This window comes from Pseudofrankia coriaricola (genome assembly GCF_032027725.1).
Taxonomy (GTDB): domain Bacteria; phylum Actinomycetota; class Actinomycetes; order Frankiales; family Frankiaceae; genus Pseudofrankia.
In genome coordinates, this window is the sequence record NZ_JASNFO010000012.1 from 28,086 (window position 1) to 43,644 (window position 15,559).

Consider the following 15,559-nt stretch of genomic DNA (forward strand, 5'->3'; position numbering starts at 1 on the left):
CCACGGGCGCGGGCTCGCTGAGCCCCGGCCACGCGGGCTCAGCGAACAGGGTATGCCCGTGTGTCAGCGGTAGCTAAGAAACTCGCGGCCCGCCGCATCGATGTGGCTGTGCTCGTTGAACGAGATGAGACTCGTCCCCGACCGACCAGAAACAATTTTGGTGATGCTTCCATTAATCATTACTCGGTTGAGCGAGATGATGCCGTCGACACGCAGGTCGAGCAGGCGCGCGCACACCGCCGCGATCGGTCCGCCAGAGGAGAAGACCACTGCGGTGCCACCGGAGCCGAGCCGGCGCACCAGGCCGTCGAGCGCGTCACCCACCCCGTCGCTGAACGCGACGTAGCTGCCCGGCCCGGCGTTCGTACTCGCGATCCACTCCGACAGCGCCACGTCCAGCAGCCCCTGGAAGGAACGGGACGACATGCCCCGTGACGGCGGCAGCTGGCCCTCGCCCGCCGGCGCGCTCCCCACGTCCGCGTGCCGGTTGATGATCCAGTCCTGGTCGTACTCGTTCCACCGGCTGTCGGTCTCGACGTCCCCGGACCAACCGGCGACGGCGACATCCGTGCCGGCGGCGAGGCTCGCACCGGCGGCGGAGTCCGTGCCGGCGGCGGCGAGGGCGACCGCCCCGGCGGCGCCGTCCGCCAGAACGCCACCGCCCTCCGCGGCCCCGACGGCCGGCCCCTCGGCGATCGCGGCCAGCGCGGCGGCGGCGGTCTCCCGCTGGCGGCGCAGAGTGCCGGTCGTGGCGAGGCCGGCCCGCACGCCGCGGGCACGCAGCTCCGCGCCGACCAGCGCCGCCTGCCGGTAGCCGAGCTCGGAGAGCACGTCGTAGTCCGCGGTCCCGAACGACGCCTGGCCGTGTCGCACCAGGTAGATGACGCTCAACGCCAGCCCTCCCCATCGATCTGCCCGGCTGTTGCCCGGTTCCGAGGCTCAGCCCGACCGAGGCGCGGCAGATCGCGGACCTGCCAGCAGGCCTCCCGGATCAGCGCCGCCGAGCCGGCGGCACCCTGGTCGGGCTCGCCGATCCGACGACTGTCCTGACGGGCTTCGCCGGTCAGGGCGGAACCCTGCCAGCCCCAGAACCCTGGTAACCCCGGAACCCTGGTAACCCCGGAACCCCGGGCCCTGGTGCCGGTGGCACGCCCGCCGCCTGACCGTCAGGCCGAGCGGTCCGGCTGCCCAAGCTATCCGGTCTGCATCCCCAGGTGCGATGGGTACGAAGCCAGCCGGGCATCCCGGCCCGGCGGTGGCCGGGCGGTGGCCCGGCGCCAATCAGCTGGTCGCGAGGGTCTCGACCGACAGGTCGCCGACCGCGTACTGCTGGCGCAGGCGCTTCTTGTCGAACTTGCCGACCGACGTCTTCGGCACCTCGGGGATCACCGCCCAGCGCTCCGGCAGCTGCCAGCGCGCGACCTTGCCCGACAGGAACTCGCGTAGTTCGGGGAAGGTCACCTCCGTGTCGGGGTGAAGCACGACGAGGGCGAGCGGGCGCTCACCCCAGCGCTCGTCCGGCACCCCGATGACGCTCGCCTCGGCGACCGCGGGGTGCGCCATGAGCAGGTTCTCCAGCTCGACCGACGAGATCCACTCGCCGCCGGACTTGATGACGTCCTTGGCCCGGTCGGTGAGCGTGAGATAGCCCTCGGGGCTGATGTGGCCCACGTCGCCGGTGCGCAGCCAGCCGTCGCGGAACTTGTCCGCGCCGGCGGCGTCCTCGGCTCCGCCGCCGTAGTAGCTGCTGGCGATCCACGGGCCGCGCAGCTCCAGCTCGCCCGCGCTCCGGCCGTCCCACGGCAGCTCGGAACCATCCGCGCCGATCAGCCGAGCCGCCACGTTCGCGGCGAACCGGCCCTGGGTGAGCCGGTACGGCCAGGCCTGCTCGGGGGTCAGGCCTGCCGGCGGCCGGGCCACGGTGACCATGGGCGACGTCTCGGTCATCCCGTAGGCGTGGAGCAGCGTGATCCCGAGCCGGTCGAAGTCCTCCATGAGCGAGGGCGGGCAGGCCGCGCCGCCGACGAGGGCCTCCTTCAGCGAGGAGATGTCCGCGGCGCCCGGGTTGGCCGTGAGGTAGGCGTGCAGGCCCTGCCAGATCGTCGGCACGCCGGCCGCCTTGTTCAGCCGGGTCGCCTCGATCATCTTCGCCAGTGGCTCCGCCTGCAGGAACGGGCCGGGCAGCACCATCTCGGTGCCGGCGAGGAACGCGATGTAGGGCAGGCCCCAGGCGAGCACGTGGAACTGCGGCACGATCGAGAGCACCCGGTCGGCCGCCGACAGGTTGATCATCGACGGCAGGGCGGACGCCATCGAGTGCAGGACGATCGACCGGTGGCTGTAGACGACGCCCTTCGGGTCGCCGGTGGTGCCGGACGTGTAACACATCGCGGCCGCCGAGCGCTCGTCCACGTCCGGCCAGTCGAACTCGGCCGCGCGGCCGGCGATGAGCCGGGCGTAGTCGTGGACGCCGATGGGCCGGCCGGCGGCCAGGGCGAGCGCGTCGAGGTCGGTGCCGGCGCCGGCCGGGCTGTTGACGACGACGTGCTCGACGGTCTTCATCGCCGGAAGCAGCGCGCTGACCAGGGGTAGCAGGGTGTCGTCGACGAGCAGGACCTTGTCCTCGGCGTGACCCGCGATGAAGGCGATCTGCTCGCCGGGCAGCCGCAGGTTCAGCGGATGCAGCACCGCGCCCATCGAGGGCACGGCGAAGTAGGCCTCGACGTGCTGCTGGTTGTTCCACATCAGCGTCGCGACCCGGTCGCCCTCGGCGACACCGAGCTCGACCAGCGCGTGCGCGAGCCGGCCGGCGTTCGCGCCGGCCTCCGCGAAGGTCGCCTCGACCAGGCCGCCCCCGGGCTGCGCCGTGAACATCTTCTGGCCGGCGAAGACGGTGGTGGCATGCTCGAGGAGCCGCCGGATCTGCAGCGGCACGTCCTGCATCGTGCTGATCATCGGATGCTGCCTCCGTCCTTTCGAGCGCGGGACCGTTAGGTGCGCGAAACCGTACGAGGTGGAACGTTGACCCGACAAACGATCTCGACCGCCGCGGGCCGGTGAGCTACCCCCTTCAGACCCGTAGAACCAGGACCAAACGGAATTTCGACGTCCGAGGCCCGGGCAGCCCAAGGGGTACGGCCAACCAGGGGGCGCACTGGGGGCGACGGGACGCGGGCGGCACGGCCGCCACCCGGCACGTTCGAGCCAGGCGGGATGTGAGACAGGTCACCGGCAGTCTGCCGTATTGCGCCCGCTTGAGCCAGATCCCCTATCAGGGCGGTCGGACCGAATGTCCCTATCGACGAATCCAGCGCGGCGCCGTCGAGCGGGGCGCCGGGGCCCGCGAGCGGGATGTCGAGGCCGGCGCGGCTGCCGTATGGTGTAACCGATCCATTACCGTTACGACCCGGGCCGCCCGGCTCCGTCACTCCGGTCCTGCCTGGGCCCACACGTGGGGTTGTCAACCAGGACTTTCGACGCAACGGTGTCGTCGGGCGTCGCGCGCGTACCGAAGGCGCAAGCACGACCGGCGGACGTTCGGTGACTTTGGGCTGTGCCGAGGCGAGCGAGGTGGGCTGGTGCGAGCCGTAGGAACTCAGCCACTGGGTCGGCGGGAGCCGCCGCGTCCCACCGCGAACCGTCCCATCACGAGCCACCCCACCACGAGCCACCCCACCACGAGCCACCCCGCCGTACGCCGCGCCTCCAGGGGCACGGCCCGTTCCCTTGGGGCGGGCGCCACGCCCCGCCTGGCCGGGCGCGTCCGGTGATCTCGTCGGCGAGGCCGGGCTGGCCGGCGGTCGCGACGAGCGGCGCCACCGCGACCACCGGGCGCACGGTGGCCCGGGCCGCCGTCGCCGCGTCCGAGGCGACCGCTGGGAGCGCCGGTACCGAACCCACCCAGCCCCGGGCACTCGTCGTCGACGACAACGACATGATCCGGACGCTGGTCAGCCGGCTGCTGCGCCACGAGGGGCACACGGTGGACGTGGCCGCCTCCGTCGAGGATGCGCTGGCCCTTCCGACGGCCGACTACCAGACGCTCATCATCGACGTGCGGCTCGGCTCCGGGAGCGGGACCGACCTGATCGAGCGGCTGCGGGCCCAGGACCCGTCCACCCCTACCCGATGCCTGCTGCTGACCGGCGGGATCGACGACGACCTGCCGCTGGATGTCGCCGTGCTGCGCAAGCCGTTCAGCGCCGACCAGCTGATCACCGCCGTGCACGGCCTGCGCCGCGGGCGGCGGCCCGCGGCGCACCTGGCCACCGGTCCAGCCGAGCCGCCGGGGCAGTCCGGCACGGCGGCGACGGGCGTCGCGACCACCACCATGATCCCCTCGCCACCCGCCAGCCCGGTGCCCGCCACCCGGCCGATGGACAGCCCTCGAGGGTCGTCGTCGTGACCGGCCAGGACCTGGGCCTCCTCTCCCGCGCCACGCCCGGCCGCGCGGCACCCGACACCCATCAGGATCAGCCCCCCGGCCGGGAGACGCCGGCCGCCGGACCCATAGCGATCATGGAAAGGGCGCCGTCGGGCCGATACGGTTTGCCGATGGATGGCGGATCGGCCGGCACCTGGGCCAGCCGGCGGGCGGCCGGCGTCATTTCGGTATCCGCCTCCGCTCCCCCCTGCCCGACGCCCGACACCAAGCCGGTGGCCACCGCCGAGGCGCGGGCCGCCACGGCGGCTCGGGCATCCCGGCCGACCTCCTCGATCGCCGACCCGCAGGCGGACCTCCCAGGGCCTCGCCAATCCGATGGGGACCCCGCCGTCGGTCCGGTGGGGACCGCGGGCCCCGCCGATCCGGAGGGAACTCCGGAGGCCGCCACGGACGAGACGCCAGCAGCCGGGCCGTGGACGTCCGCCGCCTCGGAGGCCTCGGCGGACCCGGTGAGCGAGAACACCCGCCTTCTGCTGCGGCTGCTGGTCGCGAACCAGGAACGCGAGCAGCGCCACCTGTGCGACGTCTTCCACGACGGGCCGATCCAGGACTTCACGGCCGTGCTGCTGGCCTGCTCGACCGTGCGCCGCACGCTCGCCGGGCCGGAGGCGGAGCGGCTGGCGGACGTCGAGACCCAGCTGCACAACGCCATCGCCACGCTGCGCCTGCCGTCGCCGGCGTTCCGGGCCAGCAACGACGCCCGGATGATCCTGGAGTCGGCGCTGGCGAGCCGGGTGCGCGGCCCGCTCGCGCGGACGCTGGAGACGGTGCTCGAGGTCGACGACCCGGCACCGACACGCGCCGAGGTCGCCGAGCTGCTGGGCGCCGTCCAGCTCCTGCTGCTCGAGAGCGACCCGCTGCGGCCGGCGGCGCATGCCGCCGTGGCCATCCGGTCGGGGCACGAGGGCATGACGCTGACGCTGCGCGCGACACCCGACCCGATCTCGGCCGCGGCGAGTCCCGACGCGGCCAGGGACGCGAGCGCCAGGACGGACCGGCTGGGCCGGGTCGCCGCGCTGACCGGCGCACAGATCATCGAGGAGACGCCGGGCGGTTCCTGGCGGGCCTCGCTGGCATGGCCCCGCCCGGCCCCGCGCCCCCCGGTCGTCCACACCCGCATCGAGCAGCGCCCCGGCCTCGCCGCCTACCAGCACCGCCCGGCCGGCGACCGCGACGGCACCGACTGACAGCCGGCACCGACTGACAGCCGCCGCGCCGGCCGGGCCCGGATAGGCGGCGGCCCGGCGCACCCGCTAGCCCGGCGGGGTGGGGCCCGGGCGCGCGAGCCCGGGGACCGGGAGCTCGGCGAGCAGATCGAGGAAGGCTGCCGCCCGCGGCGGGAACGCGGCTCGGGCGTAGCCGACGACCGCGACGACCGGAGCATCGGCCAGCTCGACCCGCCGCGCGGCCAGGTCGGCGCCCACGGCCACGCCCGGGACCAGCGCCACTCCGACCCCCGCCGCCGCGAGCCGCGCGGCCGCGTCCACGGTGCGCGACTCGACCGCCGCCCGCGGGGTGAACCCGGCCGCGCCGCAGGCCTCCAGAACCAGGGTGCGCAGGCCGTGCCCCGGCGCGTACATCACCCAGTCCGAGGCGGCGAACGCGCTCAGCGGGACGCCCACCCGGCCGGCGCGCGGGTCGCCGGGTGGCACGACCAGCACGTAGCGCTCGTCGCCGAGCCAGCGCACCGGCCCGGCCCAGTCGGGCGGTCGCGCGCCCACCGCGACGTCGGCGCGTCCCTCGGCCATGAACTCCTCCAGGCCGAGCCGGTCGGGATGCTCGGTGATCCGCAGCGGAACGTCGGCGAACCGCTCCCGGAAGCCCACGACCGCTGCCGGCAGCACCCAGGTCGCCAGCGACGTCAGCGTGGCCACGTGCAGGATGCCGCCGTCGAGCCCGGCGGCCGCGCGGGCACGGGTCACCGCGGTGCCCGCATCCGCGAGCAGGCCGCGGGCGGCGTCCAGGAAGGCCCGCCCGGCCGGCGTGAGCCGCACTCCGCGGCTGGAGCGTTCCAGCAGGTCCGTGCCGACCTGCCGCTCCAGCGCGCGGATCTGCTGGGACAGCGACGGCTGTGAGATGAGCAGCCGCGCCGCGGCCGCCGTGAACGACCGTTCCTCGGCGACCGCCACGAAGTACCCCACCTGCCGCAGATCCAGCCATGGCCGCGCCTGCGCGCCAGTCCGGGGTCCCTGCCGGATCGGCGACAGGGTCCCTGCCGGATCGACGGACGGGGTCCCTGCCGGATCGGCGACAGGGTCCCTGCCGGATCGACGGACGGGGTCCCTGCCGGATCGGCGAAGCCGATCTGGGAGGTCGTGATCTGGGAGGTCGGCGATCTGGGAGGTCGTGATCTGGGAGGTCAGCGATCTGGGAGGTTCGCGCGCATTCTCGCCGCCTGGCCTCGTCACCGCACCGCCCTCCCCGGCGAGCGCTCGCCGGCTCTGCCTGGACTATAGGAAAGGGCTATAGCTCCGCGCGGGATTGCGTCTTGGACCTCGGTTCGCGAGGGCGCGAACATGTGTTCTGGGCATCGCCGCCCAGCCCTCGGCCGCTGCCGCCGGCCCTCGGCGGGAAGCTCGATCGGAGAGACATGCGCGACCCGAATCCTGGTGACGCCGCGAGCGTCACAGTTCTCGCCGGCGGACGGGTGATCGACCCGGCGAACGGTATCGACACGATCGCGGACGTGGTCTGCGCGGGCGGCCAGATCGTGGCCGTCGGCCCCGCCGCGGGCGCCGCGTACACGACACCACCGGCGGGGGCCCCGACGGGTGGCGGCGCGGCCGAGATCATCGACTGCGCCGGGCTCGTCGTCACTCCCGGCCTCATCGACCTGCACGTACACGCCTACCCCGGTCTCGGCGACTTCTGCGTGCACCCGGACCGGGCCGGCGTCGAGGTCGGCGTCCCGGTCGTGGTCGACGGCGGCACCTCGGGAGTGCGCACGCTCGGCATCTCCCGCGCGTTCGCGCAGAGCCCAGCGATACACACCCGCGTGCTCGCGTTCATGGACCCATGCCTGCTCTACCTGGCGACGAAGGACTTCATCGCCCACCGCCTCGAGATCGCCAACGACCCGCGCAACCTCGACCTGGACGCCGCCGCGGCGACCGTCGAGGAGCACAAGGACTACGTCATCGGCTTCAAGGTGCGGGCGACGACCACCGAGGACGACCGGGTCTCGCCGTTCCTCGAGGGCGCCAAGGCCATCGCCGGCGACCTGCCGATCATGATCCACCTGGGCAAGTACCCGTACACGAAGAGCCTGACGAACCTGGACGCGCTGGCGGCGCTGCGCCCCGGCGACATCGTCACGCACGCGTTCCGTGGCCACTCCGGCGCGCTCGTGAACGACGGGACGGCCGTCCACCCGGTGTTCGCCGAGGCCGCGGCGCGCGGGGTGCGCCTCGATGTGGGCCACTCGGGCTCGGACTTCCGGTTCGCCTCCGCGCGGGCGCTGCTCGACCTCGGCTACCCGCCGTACACGATCAGCACCGACCTCAACCTGTTCAACGAGGACGGCCCGGTCTACTCGCTGCCCGAGACGATGTCGAAGATCTGGTCGCTGGGCGTCCCGCTCGCGGACGTGATCGCGATGGCGACGGTGAACCCCGCCGCCTCGATCCGCCGCTCCGCGGAACTTGGCACCCTGGGCGTCGGTCGCGCGGCCGAGGTGAGCGTGCTGCGGGTCGAGGAAGGGCCGGCCGCGTTCTCCGACGGCTTCGAGACCATCGCGGGCGAGCGCCGGCTGGCCCCCGTCGGCTGCGTGCGCGGCGGTACCTGGATCGAGGCGACCGGGCCGTTCAGCGCCGCGGCCAGGGCGGCGGGCGACCCGGGCGCGGCGGCGAACGGGCTGCCACGCAGGCAGGCCGGCGTCGCCGCCGCGAGCGCGGCCGCCGAGTCTCTGACCTACCAGCAGACCTCGCCGTAGGAGGCAGTAGAGATGGCCTACGTCATCGGCGAGGCGTGCGTCGACGTCATGGACCGTTCCTGCGTCGACGACTGCCCGATCGACTGCATCTACACCGGTGAACGCAAGCTCTACATCCATCCCGAGGAATGCATCGACTGCGGCGCGTGCGCGCGCAGCTGCCCAGTGGACGCGATCACCTGGGACCGCGACCTCGACCCGGCCAGCCCGGACGCGACCCACCTCGCCGACGCGACGGCGTTCTTCTACCAGCCGCTCCCTGGCCGGTCCGCGCCGCTGCGCGAACCGGGCGGCGCCGCGGGCCTCGGCCCGGTGGGTATCGACACCGCCCTGGTCACGGCCATCCCGTCACGGACGGGTGCCGGCGCCCCGGGGAACGGCTGAAGGCGCGGGGGGCTGAACGCGAGGACGGCGAGTGCCAGCGGACCGGGACGGCGTGCCGTCGAGGCGCCGATGGCAGATCCACAGCCCATCCGGGGCCGCCGGATCCGTGGACGTGGGCGGGGTCGTGGGCCGCGATGGCGTCACGGATGCCGGTGGGGTCACGGATGCCGGTGGGGTCACGGATGCCGGTGGGGTCACGGATGCCGGTGGGGTCACGGATGCCGGTGGGGTCACGGATGCCGGTGGGGTCACGGATGCCGGTGGGGTCACGGATGCCGGTGGGGTCACGGATGCCGGTGGGGTCACGGATGCCGGTGGGGTCACGGATGCCGGTGGGGTCACGGGCGCCGACTCGCCGGCCCCTGCGCGCGCCGGGGCGGGCCCACGCCGCGCCGGCGGATCGCAGGCGGGGAGCAGGAGGCTGACGGCGGTGCCGACACCGACCGCCGAGGAGATCCGAGCCTCGCCACCGGCCTGGGCGACGACGTCGCGCACCACCGCGAGGCCGAGGCCCGTGCCGGCGTCCTCCGGCTTGGTCGTGAAGAACGGCTCGAACGCCCGCGCCTGCGTCGCCGGCGTCATCCCGGTGCCGGTGTCGATCACCTGCAGGTTCACCAAACGCCGCCGGGGTATGTCGTCCACGTCCTGGACGCCGGCCGTGTCGGTGGCTCCCGCCGGCGGCAGGGAGGCCGCGACCGCCTCCGGCGAGCCGTCGAGTACGACGTTGCCGGCCGTCATCGTCAACGTGCCGCCGTGAGGCATCGCGTCGCGGGCGTTCATCGCCAGATTGATGATCGCCTGCTCCAGCCTCACCGGATCTGAGCACACGGGCCACAGGTCGTCGTCGACCTCGACACGGACATCGATCCGCTCACCGAGCGGGCGCCGCAGCATGCCGGCCGTCTCACGGACCACCGCGCGCAGATCGACGGCCCCGATCTCGGCCGGCTTACGGCGCACGGCGGCCAGCAACTGGGCCGTGAGCTCGACCGCCCGCTCACCCGCGTGCTGGATCTGCGCCACGTCGCGGCGCATCGCCTCCCAGTCGACCGGGCCGGCCGGCCCGGCAGTCCCCGCCGGTCGCCCGGAGCGGCCGGCCGACGCCCCGGCGCCGCCGGGGGAGGAGGGGTGGGCGGCCGCGGCATCCCGGGCCGCCTGATCCGCCTCGGCGGCCGAGTCCAGCGCGTCGGCGACGAACACGGCGTAGTTCCTGATCACCGACAGCAGGTTGTTGACGTCGTGCGCCACGGCGCCGGCGAGCTGCCCAAGGTTCTCCAGCCGCCCCGGGTCGCCGCCGGGACGGGCGACGGAGAAAGGCGAACCATCCTGGCGGAGACCGACGCCGGTAAGTCCGGTGGGGACAATCGCGTCAACAGGCTGGCCGACCAGGTCATCGTCGGCATAGCCGAACAGCGCGGCGGCGCGAGCGTTCACCGCGGCAATCTTGCCATCCGCGCCCACCGCGACCGCTGGGTCGGGAACCGTCTCCAGCCAGCCACGAGCGGCGTAGTTGGTCTCGCTGTTCAGCGTCACCACCCCGATGTGGTCCTGGTCTACGCGGTCGACTCCGGCTGCTGCCCCCTCGGCCAGGTCCGGGCGATCCGCCACGTCCATCCCAGGGATATCCACTACCCCGGAATCTCTGTCGGAGCGTAGCGCGCCCGCTACGCCAGAGCGCGGGCTCGCGAACGACCATGGGCCGGTACCGCACTCCCGTGCTAGCCACGGAGCGTACCCAAGCACCGGAAAACTGCTCCTATTACAGGGATAACCCTCTGGAACCGCCTTCAATTATCCCTAATCTATCCCTAATCGCCACTAGCCCATCCGGGTGACGCGTCCGGCGCCACACCATGCCGGCGCCCGCGGCTCGGTTACCGGTCGCCGCTCTTGCCCGATTCACCTGGTCCCGCTGGTGATCCTGGGGACAACGGCCGCCGGGTGTGCAAAGGAAGATCATTTTCGCACACCCTTTGGCCCACTAGGAGGGCGCGGTTGCCGGGCCGCGGGGCACCGGAGTCGGCGCTCACGAGTCATCCTCAAGAAGAGTGTGGTGCTGGCACCACCGTGCCGGTGAGCCCACCGCCCTGTGCATCGGGTCACCAACAGGGCTGAATTAGCACCATGGAGCAGATCGGGGTTCTGCTGGCGGACGACAACTTGATCGTCCGCGCCGGGGTACGAGCATTGCTCGCCCGGGTGCCTGGGTTGACCGTGGTCGGCGTCGCCGCCGACCGCGACGAACTTGTCCAACTCGCCCGCACCCGCCGGCCGCGGGTCGTGGTCACGGACATCCGTATGCCGCCAACCTTCTCGGACGAGGGGATCGAGGCGGCCCGCGAGATCCGCCAGCACGCGCCTGGGACCGGCGTGGTTCTGCTCTCCCAGTACGACGAGCCGGAGTACGCGGTCGGTCTGCTGGCGGGTGCCGACGCCGGTGGCTGTGCCTACCTGCTCAAGGAGCGCCTGGCCGACCCGGAGATTCTGGTGCGGGCCATCCGAGAGGTGGCGGCCGGTTCGTCGATGCTCGACCCGGAGATCGTCGCCGCCGTTCTCAGCCCGGTCCGCGACGCGAGCGATCTCAGCGAGGATCAGGCACAGCTCCTGCGCGATGTCGCCGAGGGCCGGTCGATCCGGGCGATCGCCGAGCGCCGTGGCGACACCCCGGAGGCGGTGAACACCGCGATCGACGCGACGCTGCTCCGCCTGGCCCAGGGGGCCAGCAACGGCCGGTCTGGGGCCCTGCGGCAGCTTCGGCTGCTGCATGCCGCGATCGTGCGCCGCGAGGAGCAGGGCGAGGCGCTGTCACGGCTCCTGCCCGGCGGCCTCGCCGAGAAGCTGCGGTCCGATGCCGGCGCCGGCCAGCGCACCGAACGCCTCGTGGTCACCGTGCTGATGTCGGACATCCGCGGCTACACCTCGATCGCCGAGCGGACGGACCCCATGGTGCTGGCGGGCCTCCTCGACGCGCACCGTCGCGAGATGAACGCGGCGATCCTCAATGAGGGCGGCACCGTCCTGCAGTACGCCGGCGACGCCGTCATCGCCGTCTTCGGCGCTCCCTACCCGCAGGACGACCACCAGACCCGGGCCGCGCGGGCGGCGGTCGCGATGCACGCGCGGCAACGCGCTCTCAACGTCCGCTGGGAGCTGGAGGGGCTCGCGCCGTTCGGCCTGGGCGTCGGGGTGAGCACCGGCGAGGTCGCGGCGGCCCTGCTCGGCTCTGACGCGCGCCGCGAGTACACCCTGGTCGGCGACACGATGAACCTCGCGGCCCGGCTCCAGGCGTTCGCCGGCGCCGGCCAGACGGTCCTGTCGGAGCCGACCGCCAGCGCGCTGCGCGGCGAGTGCGGCGCCCGCCTCGTGCCCCTGCCCCCGATGACCGTGAAGGGCCGAGCGGGCTCCGTCGTGGCCTACCTGATGGACGCCCAGGCCCGTATCCCCAGCCAGGCCGCACCTGCGCCGCCGACGCCGGAGCCCATGCTGGCCCAGTCCCCATCCCACCGGCCGGTCCCTGCCCTGCCCCAGCCCACGGCACTCGCTGCGTTGACGGCCTGAGGCCGGTACCGGAAACGCCATCCCCTTTCGCCGCCGGGGAAGGGCGGCGCGGGAGGGGCGGGGGAAGGTCACGCGGGACGGCGTGGGGGAGTCAACGGCCGCCGGCGACGTCCAGGAGGCTGCCGACGACGTAGGAGGAGGTCTCGGGAAGGCAGAGCCAGAGGATCGCGGCGGCGACCTCGTCGGCCGTGCCGGCCCTGCCGACAGGGGCCGTGGAGCCGACCTCGGCTACCCGGCCCGGCTGGCCACCGCTGGCGTGGATCTCGGTGTCGATGATGCCGGGGCGGACCGCGTTGACCCGGATCCCCTCGGCCGCGACCTCCTTGGCGAGGCCGACGGTCATCGTGTCGATGGCGCCCTTGGAGGCCGCATAGTCGACGTACTCGCCGGAGCTGCCGAGCCGGGCGGCGGCCGACGACACGTTCACGATCGCGCCGCCGCTCCCACCGTGACGGGTGGACATCCGGCGGACGGCGGCGCCGGCGCACAGGAAGGCGCCGACGACGTTGACCGCCATCATCCGTTCCAGCCGTTCGAACGCCATCTCGTCGACGCGGGCCCGCCGGTCGACGATCCCGGCATTGTTGACGAGGGCGGTCACCGGCCCGAGCCGGTCGGCGGCGACGAACAGCGCCGTCACGTCATCGGCCGAGGCCACGTCCGCGCGCACCGCGACGGCGCGCGCTCCGGCCGTCTCGCAGGCGGCCAGCACCTCGGCCGCCGCCGCCTCGTCCGCCCGGTAGCTCAGGCACACGTCCCATCTGTGCCTCGCCAGCTCGACCGCGGTCACCGCGCCGATCCCCCTGCTGCCCCCGGTCACCACCGCCACACCGCGACGGCCCGTTTCCGATCCGGCTCCGGCCTCCACGCCAGCCCCCGCTCCCCCGTGCGCCGCCCACCCCCGGCGGAACGCCAGCTCTCACTCCAGAGCGCAGCCTCTCACCTCCCGAGCCGCGCGCCCGGCCGCGGAGAGCGGCGTCAGCTCGTCGGCGTCGGCGTGGGCTCCAGCGGGACCAGGCTGCCGCAGGTGAGCTTCGTGGCGACCTGGTACTGATGCTGGCTGAGTTTGGCCATGGCGAAGCAGGGCGGGGCCGTGGCGTGGTTGAGCGGCCACCGGCTCTCCGCGACGGTGTCCTGCACGTAGTAGGAGAAGTCGCCGCTGTTGAGCTTCTTCAGGAACGAGTCGGCGGTCAGGTCGCGGCCGGTCGCCGTCAGCGCCGCGACGAACATGTCGGCCGACCAGTAGCCGGCCATCGCCGGCAGGGTGAGCGGCTGGTCGGGGGCGTACTTCGCGAAGTCGGCCTTCAGCTGCCGGATCGCCGGCGTGTCGGTCTCCGGAACGGCGAACTGGAGCAGCGTGTGCGCGCCGTCGAGCGCGTCGAGGCCGGCCAGCCGCGGGTCGTAGCCGACGGCGTTGAGCGTGTCGCCCTTGTACCCGTTGGCCTTGAGCGCCTCGGTCACCTTGGTGGTCGACTCGAAGTCGCCGGGGAAGATGACCAGGTCCGGCGGCGCGCCCTTGTTCGACGTCATGATGTCGCCCACGATCGCGGTCGCGTCGTTCAGGCCGGACAGCGGGATCGGCGACTTGTCATAGGACACGGGAATGCCGGCGAGCCGGATGCCGCGCTCCACGGCGTCGACGCCCGCGCGCGAGGCGTCCGTGTCCAGCCCGACGACGGCGACGGCCTTCGTCTTCGCCTGTTCCACCGGGCCGAGCACCGAGGTCGCCATCAGGCCCCAGGTGGTCGCGTCGACCTTCGGCCGGTCGGGCAGCAGGCAGCCGGTGATGCCGAAGCCGTTCGCGGTGTCGCAGAAGCCGCCGCCAATGCCCCAGCCGAAGAAGGGCACCCGCTGCGAGCAGAAGACGTCGAGGAAGTTCGAGAACACCGTCGCCACCGGGACGACGGCGAAGACCTGGTCCTGCTCGACCAGCGCGTGCGCCTGCTGGCCGTTGCGCGCCGGGTCCAGCGCGTCGTCCTTGACGCCGATGAAGTCGATCGTGCGCCCGGCGACGCCGCCGGCGGCGTTCGCTCGCTGGAAGCGCACCTTGGCGCCGACATCGACACCGGCCATCGAACTGGTGGCCGGGCTGGTGATGACGGCGAGCCCGCCGACCTTGACCGAGGTGTCGGTGATCCCCCGGGTCGGGTTGGTCGCGGCGCCGGCGCACTGCAGCGAGGAGGCGTCGACGCTGAAGCCGTTCGCGTCCCAGCCCTTCGGCGGGCCAGGGGTGAAGTCGGCGAGGTTGACGGTCCGTCCAGGGTCGCCGGAGCCGCCCGACCCGCCCGACCCGCCACCGCCGCACGCGCTGGCCGCTGCCAGCGCCACCGCAACCATGGCCACCGCGGCCGTCCGAACAGGTCGCATCGACCGCCCCTTCGTGGGACTTCCCAAGACACCCCCGCCCCCACGGCCGCCTTCGGCCACCCGCGCGCGGGCCAACCGCCCGAATGCTGCCAATCGAAGGAAGCTCGAAAAACTTCTACTCGTGGTGACATATGTCGCTAAATCCGCAATGCGCACCTATCTCGTCACGGAGAGCGATGGAACTCGCGGAAGCTCGAAGGTCCTTGGACCCAGCCAGCCAGGGTCCTTAGACCACCCTCTGGACGGATCCCTCGCGACTGAGGCGCCCGGATGCGGGTATGGACACAAGGAACGAGACGCACTTCACTTGCCCTTACACTTGCCTATGAAGTGCGTCACAATCGAGCTCAGTCAGATCGGACGGCGTACCCCTGAGGAGGGGCCGTGGAACAGGCGCAGGACCGAGCGGTCGCGACCGCGGTCGGGTCCGGTAGCTGTGTGATCGTCGGTCTGCGCGCGGGTGACCCCGGCGAGCTCGCGGATGTCCTGCTAGCAGCCGAACTCGCGGCGCGGACCGGCTCGAAGCTGGTGGTCGTCGCGGAACGCGACCGGTGGGCCCGGTTCGCCCGCTGGACGTCCGGCATGTACTGCGCCTTCGGGATGGACGGTGTGGCGCAGGCGTCGCACACCGCGGAGCGCGCCGTCCAGGACGACCTCTACGAGCGGGTCTCGGGAGTGGTCAGCCTGGTCCCGGTCGAGTGGACGCTGCTGTGGGCGTCCGGCTCGGCCGCTCGGGCGGCCGTCCGCTACGCCCGCCGCAACCCGACCGTCTTAGTCATGTTCCGTCCGTCCCCGGGCAGCAAGGCGGCGCGCTAGGACGGGGCGAGGACGCTCCGCGACCCGGCCCCGCCTCTGCCTGCTGACGCGGGGGCATC

General features: G+C 73.1%; 12 protein-coding genes. 6 read left to right on the top strand and 6 right to left on the bottom strand.

Annotation, left to right across the window (positions count from 1 at the left end; all coding sequences use genetic code 11):
• Positions 1-63: 63 nt before the first annotated feature.
• On the bottom strand, positions 64-891 hold the full coding sequence (locus QOZ89_RS08255; protein WP_071047115.1) for a histidine phosphatase family protein: 828 nt from the start codon (positions 889-891) through the stop codon (positions 64-66).
• A gap of 390 nt (positions 892-1,281) precedes the next feature.
• Positions 1,282-2,955: a long-chain fatty acid--CoA ligase gene (locus QOZ89_RS08260; RefSeq protein ID WP_071047113.1), complete on the bottom strand. Its 1,674-nt coding sequence runs from the start codon at positions 2,953-2,955 to the stop codon at positions 1,282-1,284.
• Positions 2,956-3,766: 811 nt separating this feature from the next.
• Between QOZ89_RS08260 and QOZ89_RS08265 the strand changes: the two genes are divergently transcribed.
• Both QOZ89_RS08265 and QOZ89_RS08270 read left to right on the top strand, forming a co-directional pair.
• Complete coding sequence (locus tag QOZ89_RS08265) at positions 3,767-4,405, top strand: response regulator (RefSeq protein WP_241841527.1); 639 nt, start codon at positions 3,767-3,769, stop codon at positions 4,403-4,405.
• Positions 4,406-4,554: 149 nt separating this feature from the next.
• Positions 4,555-5,631: a hypothetical protein gene (locus QOZ89_RS08270; protein ID WP_131803791.1), complete on the top strand. Its 1,077-nt coding sequence runs from the start codon at positions 4,555-4,557 to the stop codon at positions 5,629-5,631.
• A 66-nt stretch (positions 5,632-5,697) separates the two neighbouring features.
• Here the strand turns inward: QOZ89_RS08270 and QOZ89_RS08275 are convergent, their stop codons facing one another.
• Positions 5,698-6,585 carry a LysR family transcriptional regulator gene (locus tag QOZ89_RS08275; RefSeq protein ID WP_241841526.1) on the bottom strand — a complete coding sequence of 296 codons (888 nt, stop codon included), beginning with the start codon at positions 6,583-6,585 and terminating at the stop codon, positions 5,698-5,700.
• 449 nt (positions 6,586-7,034) lie between these two features.
• Between QOZ89_RS08275 and QOZ89_RS08280 the strand changes: the two genes are divergently transcribed.
• Positions 7,035-8,375 carry an amidohydrolase/deacetylase family metallohydrolase gene (locus QOZ89_RS08280; RefSeq protein ID WP_071047110.1) on the top strand — a complete coding sequence of 447 codons (1,341 nt, stop codon included), beginning with the start codon at positions 7,035-7,037 and terminating at the stop codon, positions 8,373-8,375.
• A 12-nt stretch (positions 8,376-8,387) separates the two neighbouring features.
• A complete protein-coding gene (gene fdxA / locus QOZ89_RS08285; protein ID WP_312623455.1) occupies positions 8,388-8,759 on the top strand; it encodes a ferredoxin in 372 nt (123 codons plus the stop codon).
• Here fdxA and QOZ89_RS08290 read toward each other — a convergent pair.
• On the bottom strand, positions 8,724-10,373 hold the full coding sequence (locus QOZ89_RS08290) for an ATP-binding protein (protein WP_312623456.1): 1,650 nt from the start codon (positions 10,371-10,373) through the stop codon (positions 8,724-8,726). The genes fdxA and QOZ89_RS08290 overlap by 36 nt on opposite strands.
• Positions 10,374-10,883: 510 nt before the next feature.
• Between QOZ89_RS08290 and QOZ89_RS08295 the strand changes: the two genes are divergently transcribed.
• On the top strand, positions 10,884-12,317 hold the full coding sequence (locus QOZ89_RS08295; protein WP_241841525.1) for an adenylate/guanylate cyclase domain-containing protein: 1,434 nt from the start codon (positions 10,884-10,886) through the stop codon (positions 12,315-12,317).
• Positions 12,318-12,408: 91 nt separating this feature from the next.
• On the opposite strand, the gene QOZ89_RS08300 is transcribed toward QOZ89_RS08295, so the two are convergent.
• Both QOZ89_RS08300 and QOZ89_RS08305 read right to left on the bottom strand, forming a co-directional pair.
• Complete coding sequence (locus QOZ89_RS08300; protein ID WP_116271425.1) at positions 12,409-13,185, bottom strand: SDR family oxidoreductase; 777 nt, start codon at positions 13,183-13,185, stop codon at positions 12,409-12,411.
• Positions 13,186-13,295: 110 nt separating this feature from the next.
• The gene (locus QOZ89_RS08305) at positions 13,296-14,684 is read right to left on the bottom strand and encodes an ABC transporter substrate-binding protein (RefSeq protein WP_312623459.1); all 1,389 of its coding nucleotides are present in this window, start codon (positions 14,682-14,684) and stop codon (positions 13,296-13,298) included.
• A gap of 384 nt (positions 14,685-15,068) precedes the next feature.
• Here QOZ89_RS08305 and QOZ89_RS08310 point away from each other — a divergent pair, with 384 nt between their 5' ends.
• On the top strand, positions 15,069-15,500 hold the full coding sequence (locus tag QOZ89_RS08310; protein ID WP_198543092.1) for a hypothetical protein: 432 nt from the start codon (positions 15,069-15,071) through the stop codon (positions 15,498-15,500).
• Positions 15,501-15,559: the final 59 nt, after the last annotated feature.

Excerpts from the sequence above, each read along its gene's own strand:
- QOZ89_RS08260 (WP_071047113.1), bottom strand. The coding sequence starts at position 2,955 with ATGATCAGCACGATGCAGGACGTGCCGCTGCAGATCCGGCGGCTCCTC.
- QOZ89_RS08270 (WP_131803791.1), top strand. The coding sequence starts at position 4,555 with ATGGATGGCGGATCGGCCGGCACCTGGGCCAGCCGGCGGGCGGCCGGC.
- QOZ89_RS08280 (WP_071047110.1), top strand. The coding sequence starts at position 7,035 with ATGCGCGACCCGAATCCTGGTGACGCCGCGAGCGTCACAGTTCTCGCC.
- fdxA (WP_312623455.1), top strand. The coding sequence starts at position 8,388 with ATGGCCTACGTCATCGGCGAGGCGTGCGTCGACGTCATGGACCGTTCC.
- QOZ89_RS08290 (WP_312623456.1), bottom strand. The coding sequence starts at position 10,373 with ATGGACGTGGCGGATCGCCCGGACCTGGCCGAGGGGGCAGCAGCCGGA.
- QOZ89_RS08295 (WP_241841525.1), top strand. The coding sequence starts at position 10,884 with ATGGAGCAGATCGGGGTTCTGCTGGCGGACGACAACTTGATCGTCCGC.
- QOZ89_RS08305 (WP_312623459.1), bottom strand. The coding sequence starts at position 14,684 with ATGCGACCTGTTCGGACGGCCGCGGTGGCCATGGTTGCGGTGGCGCTG.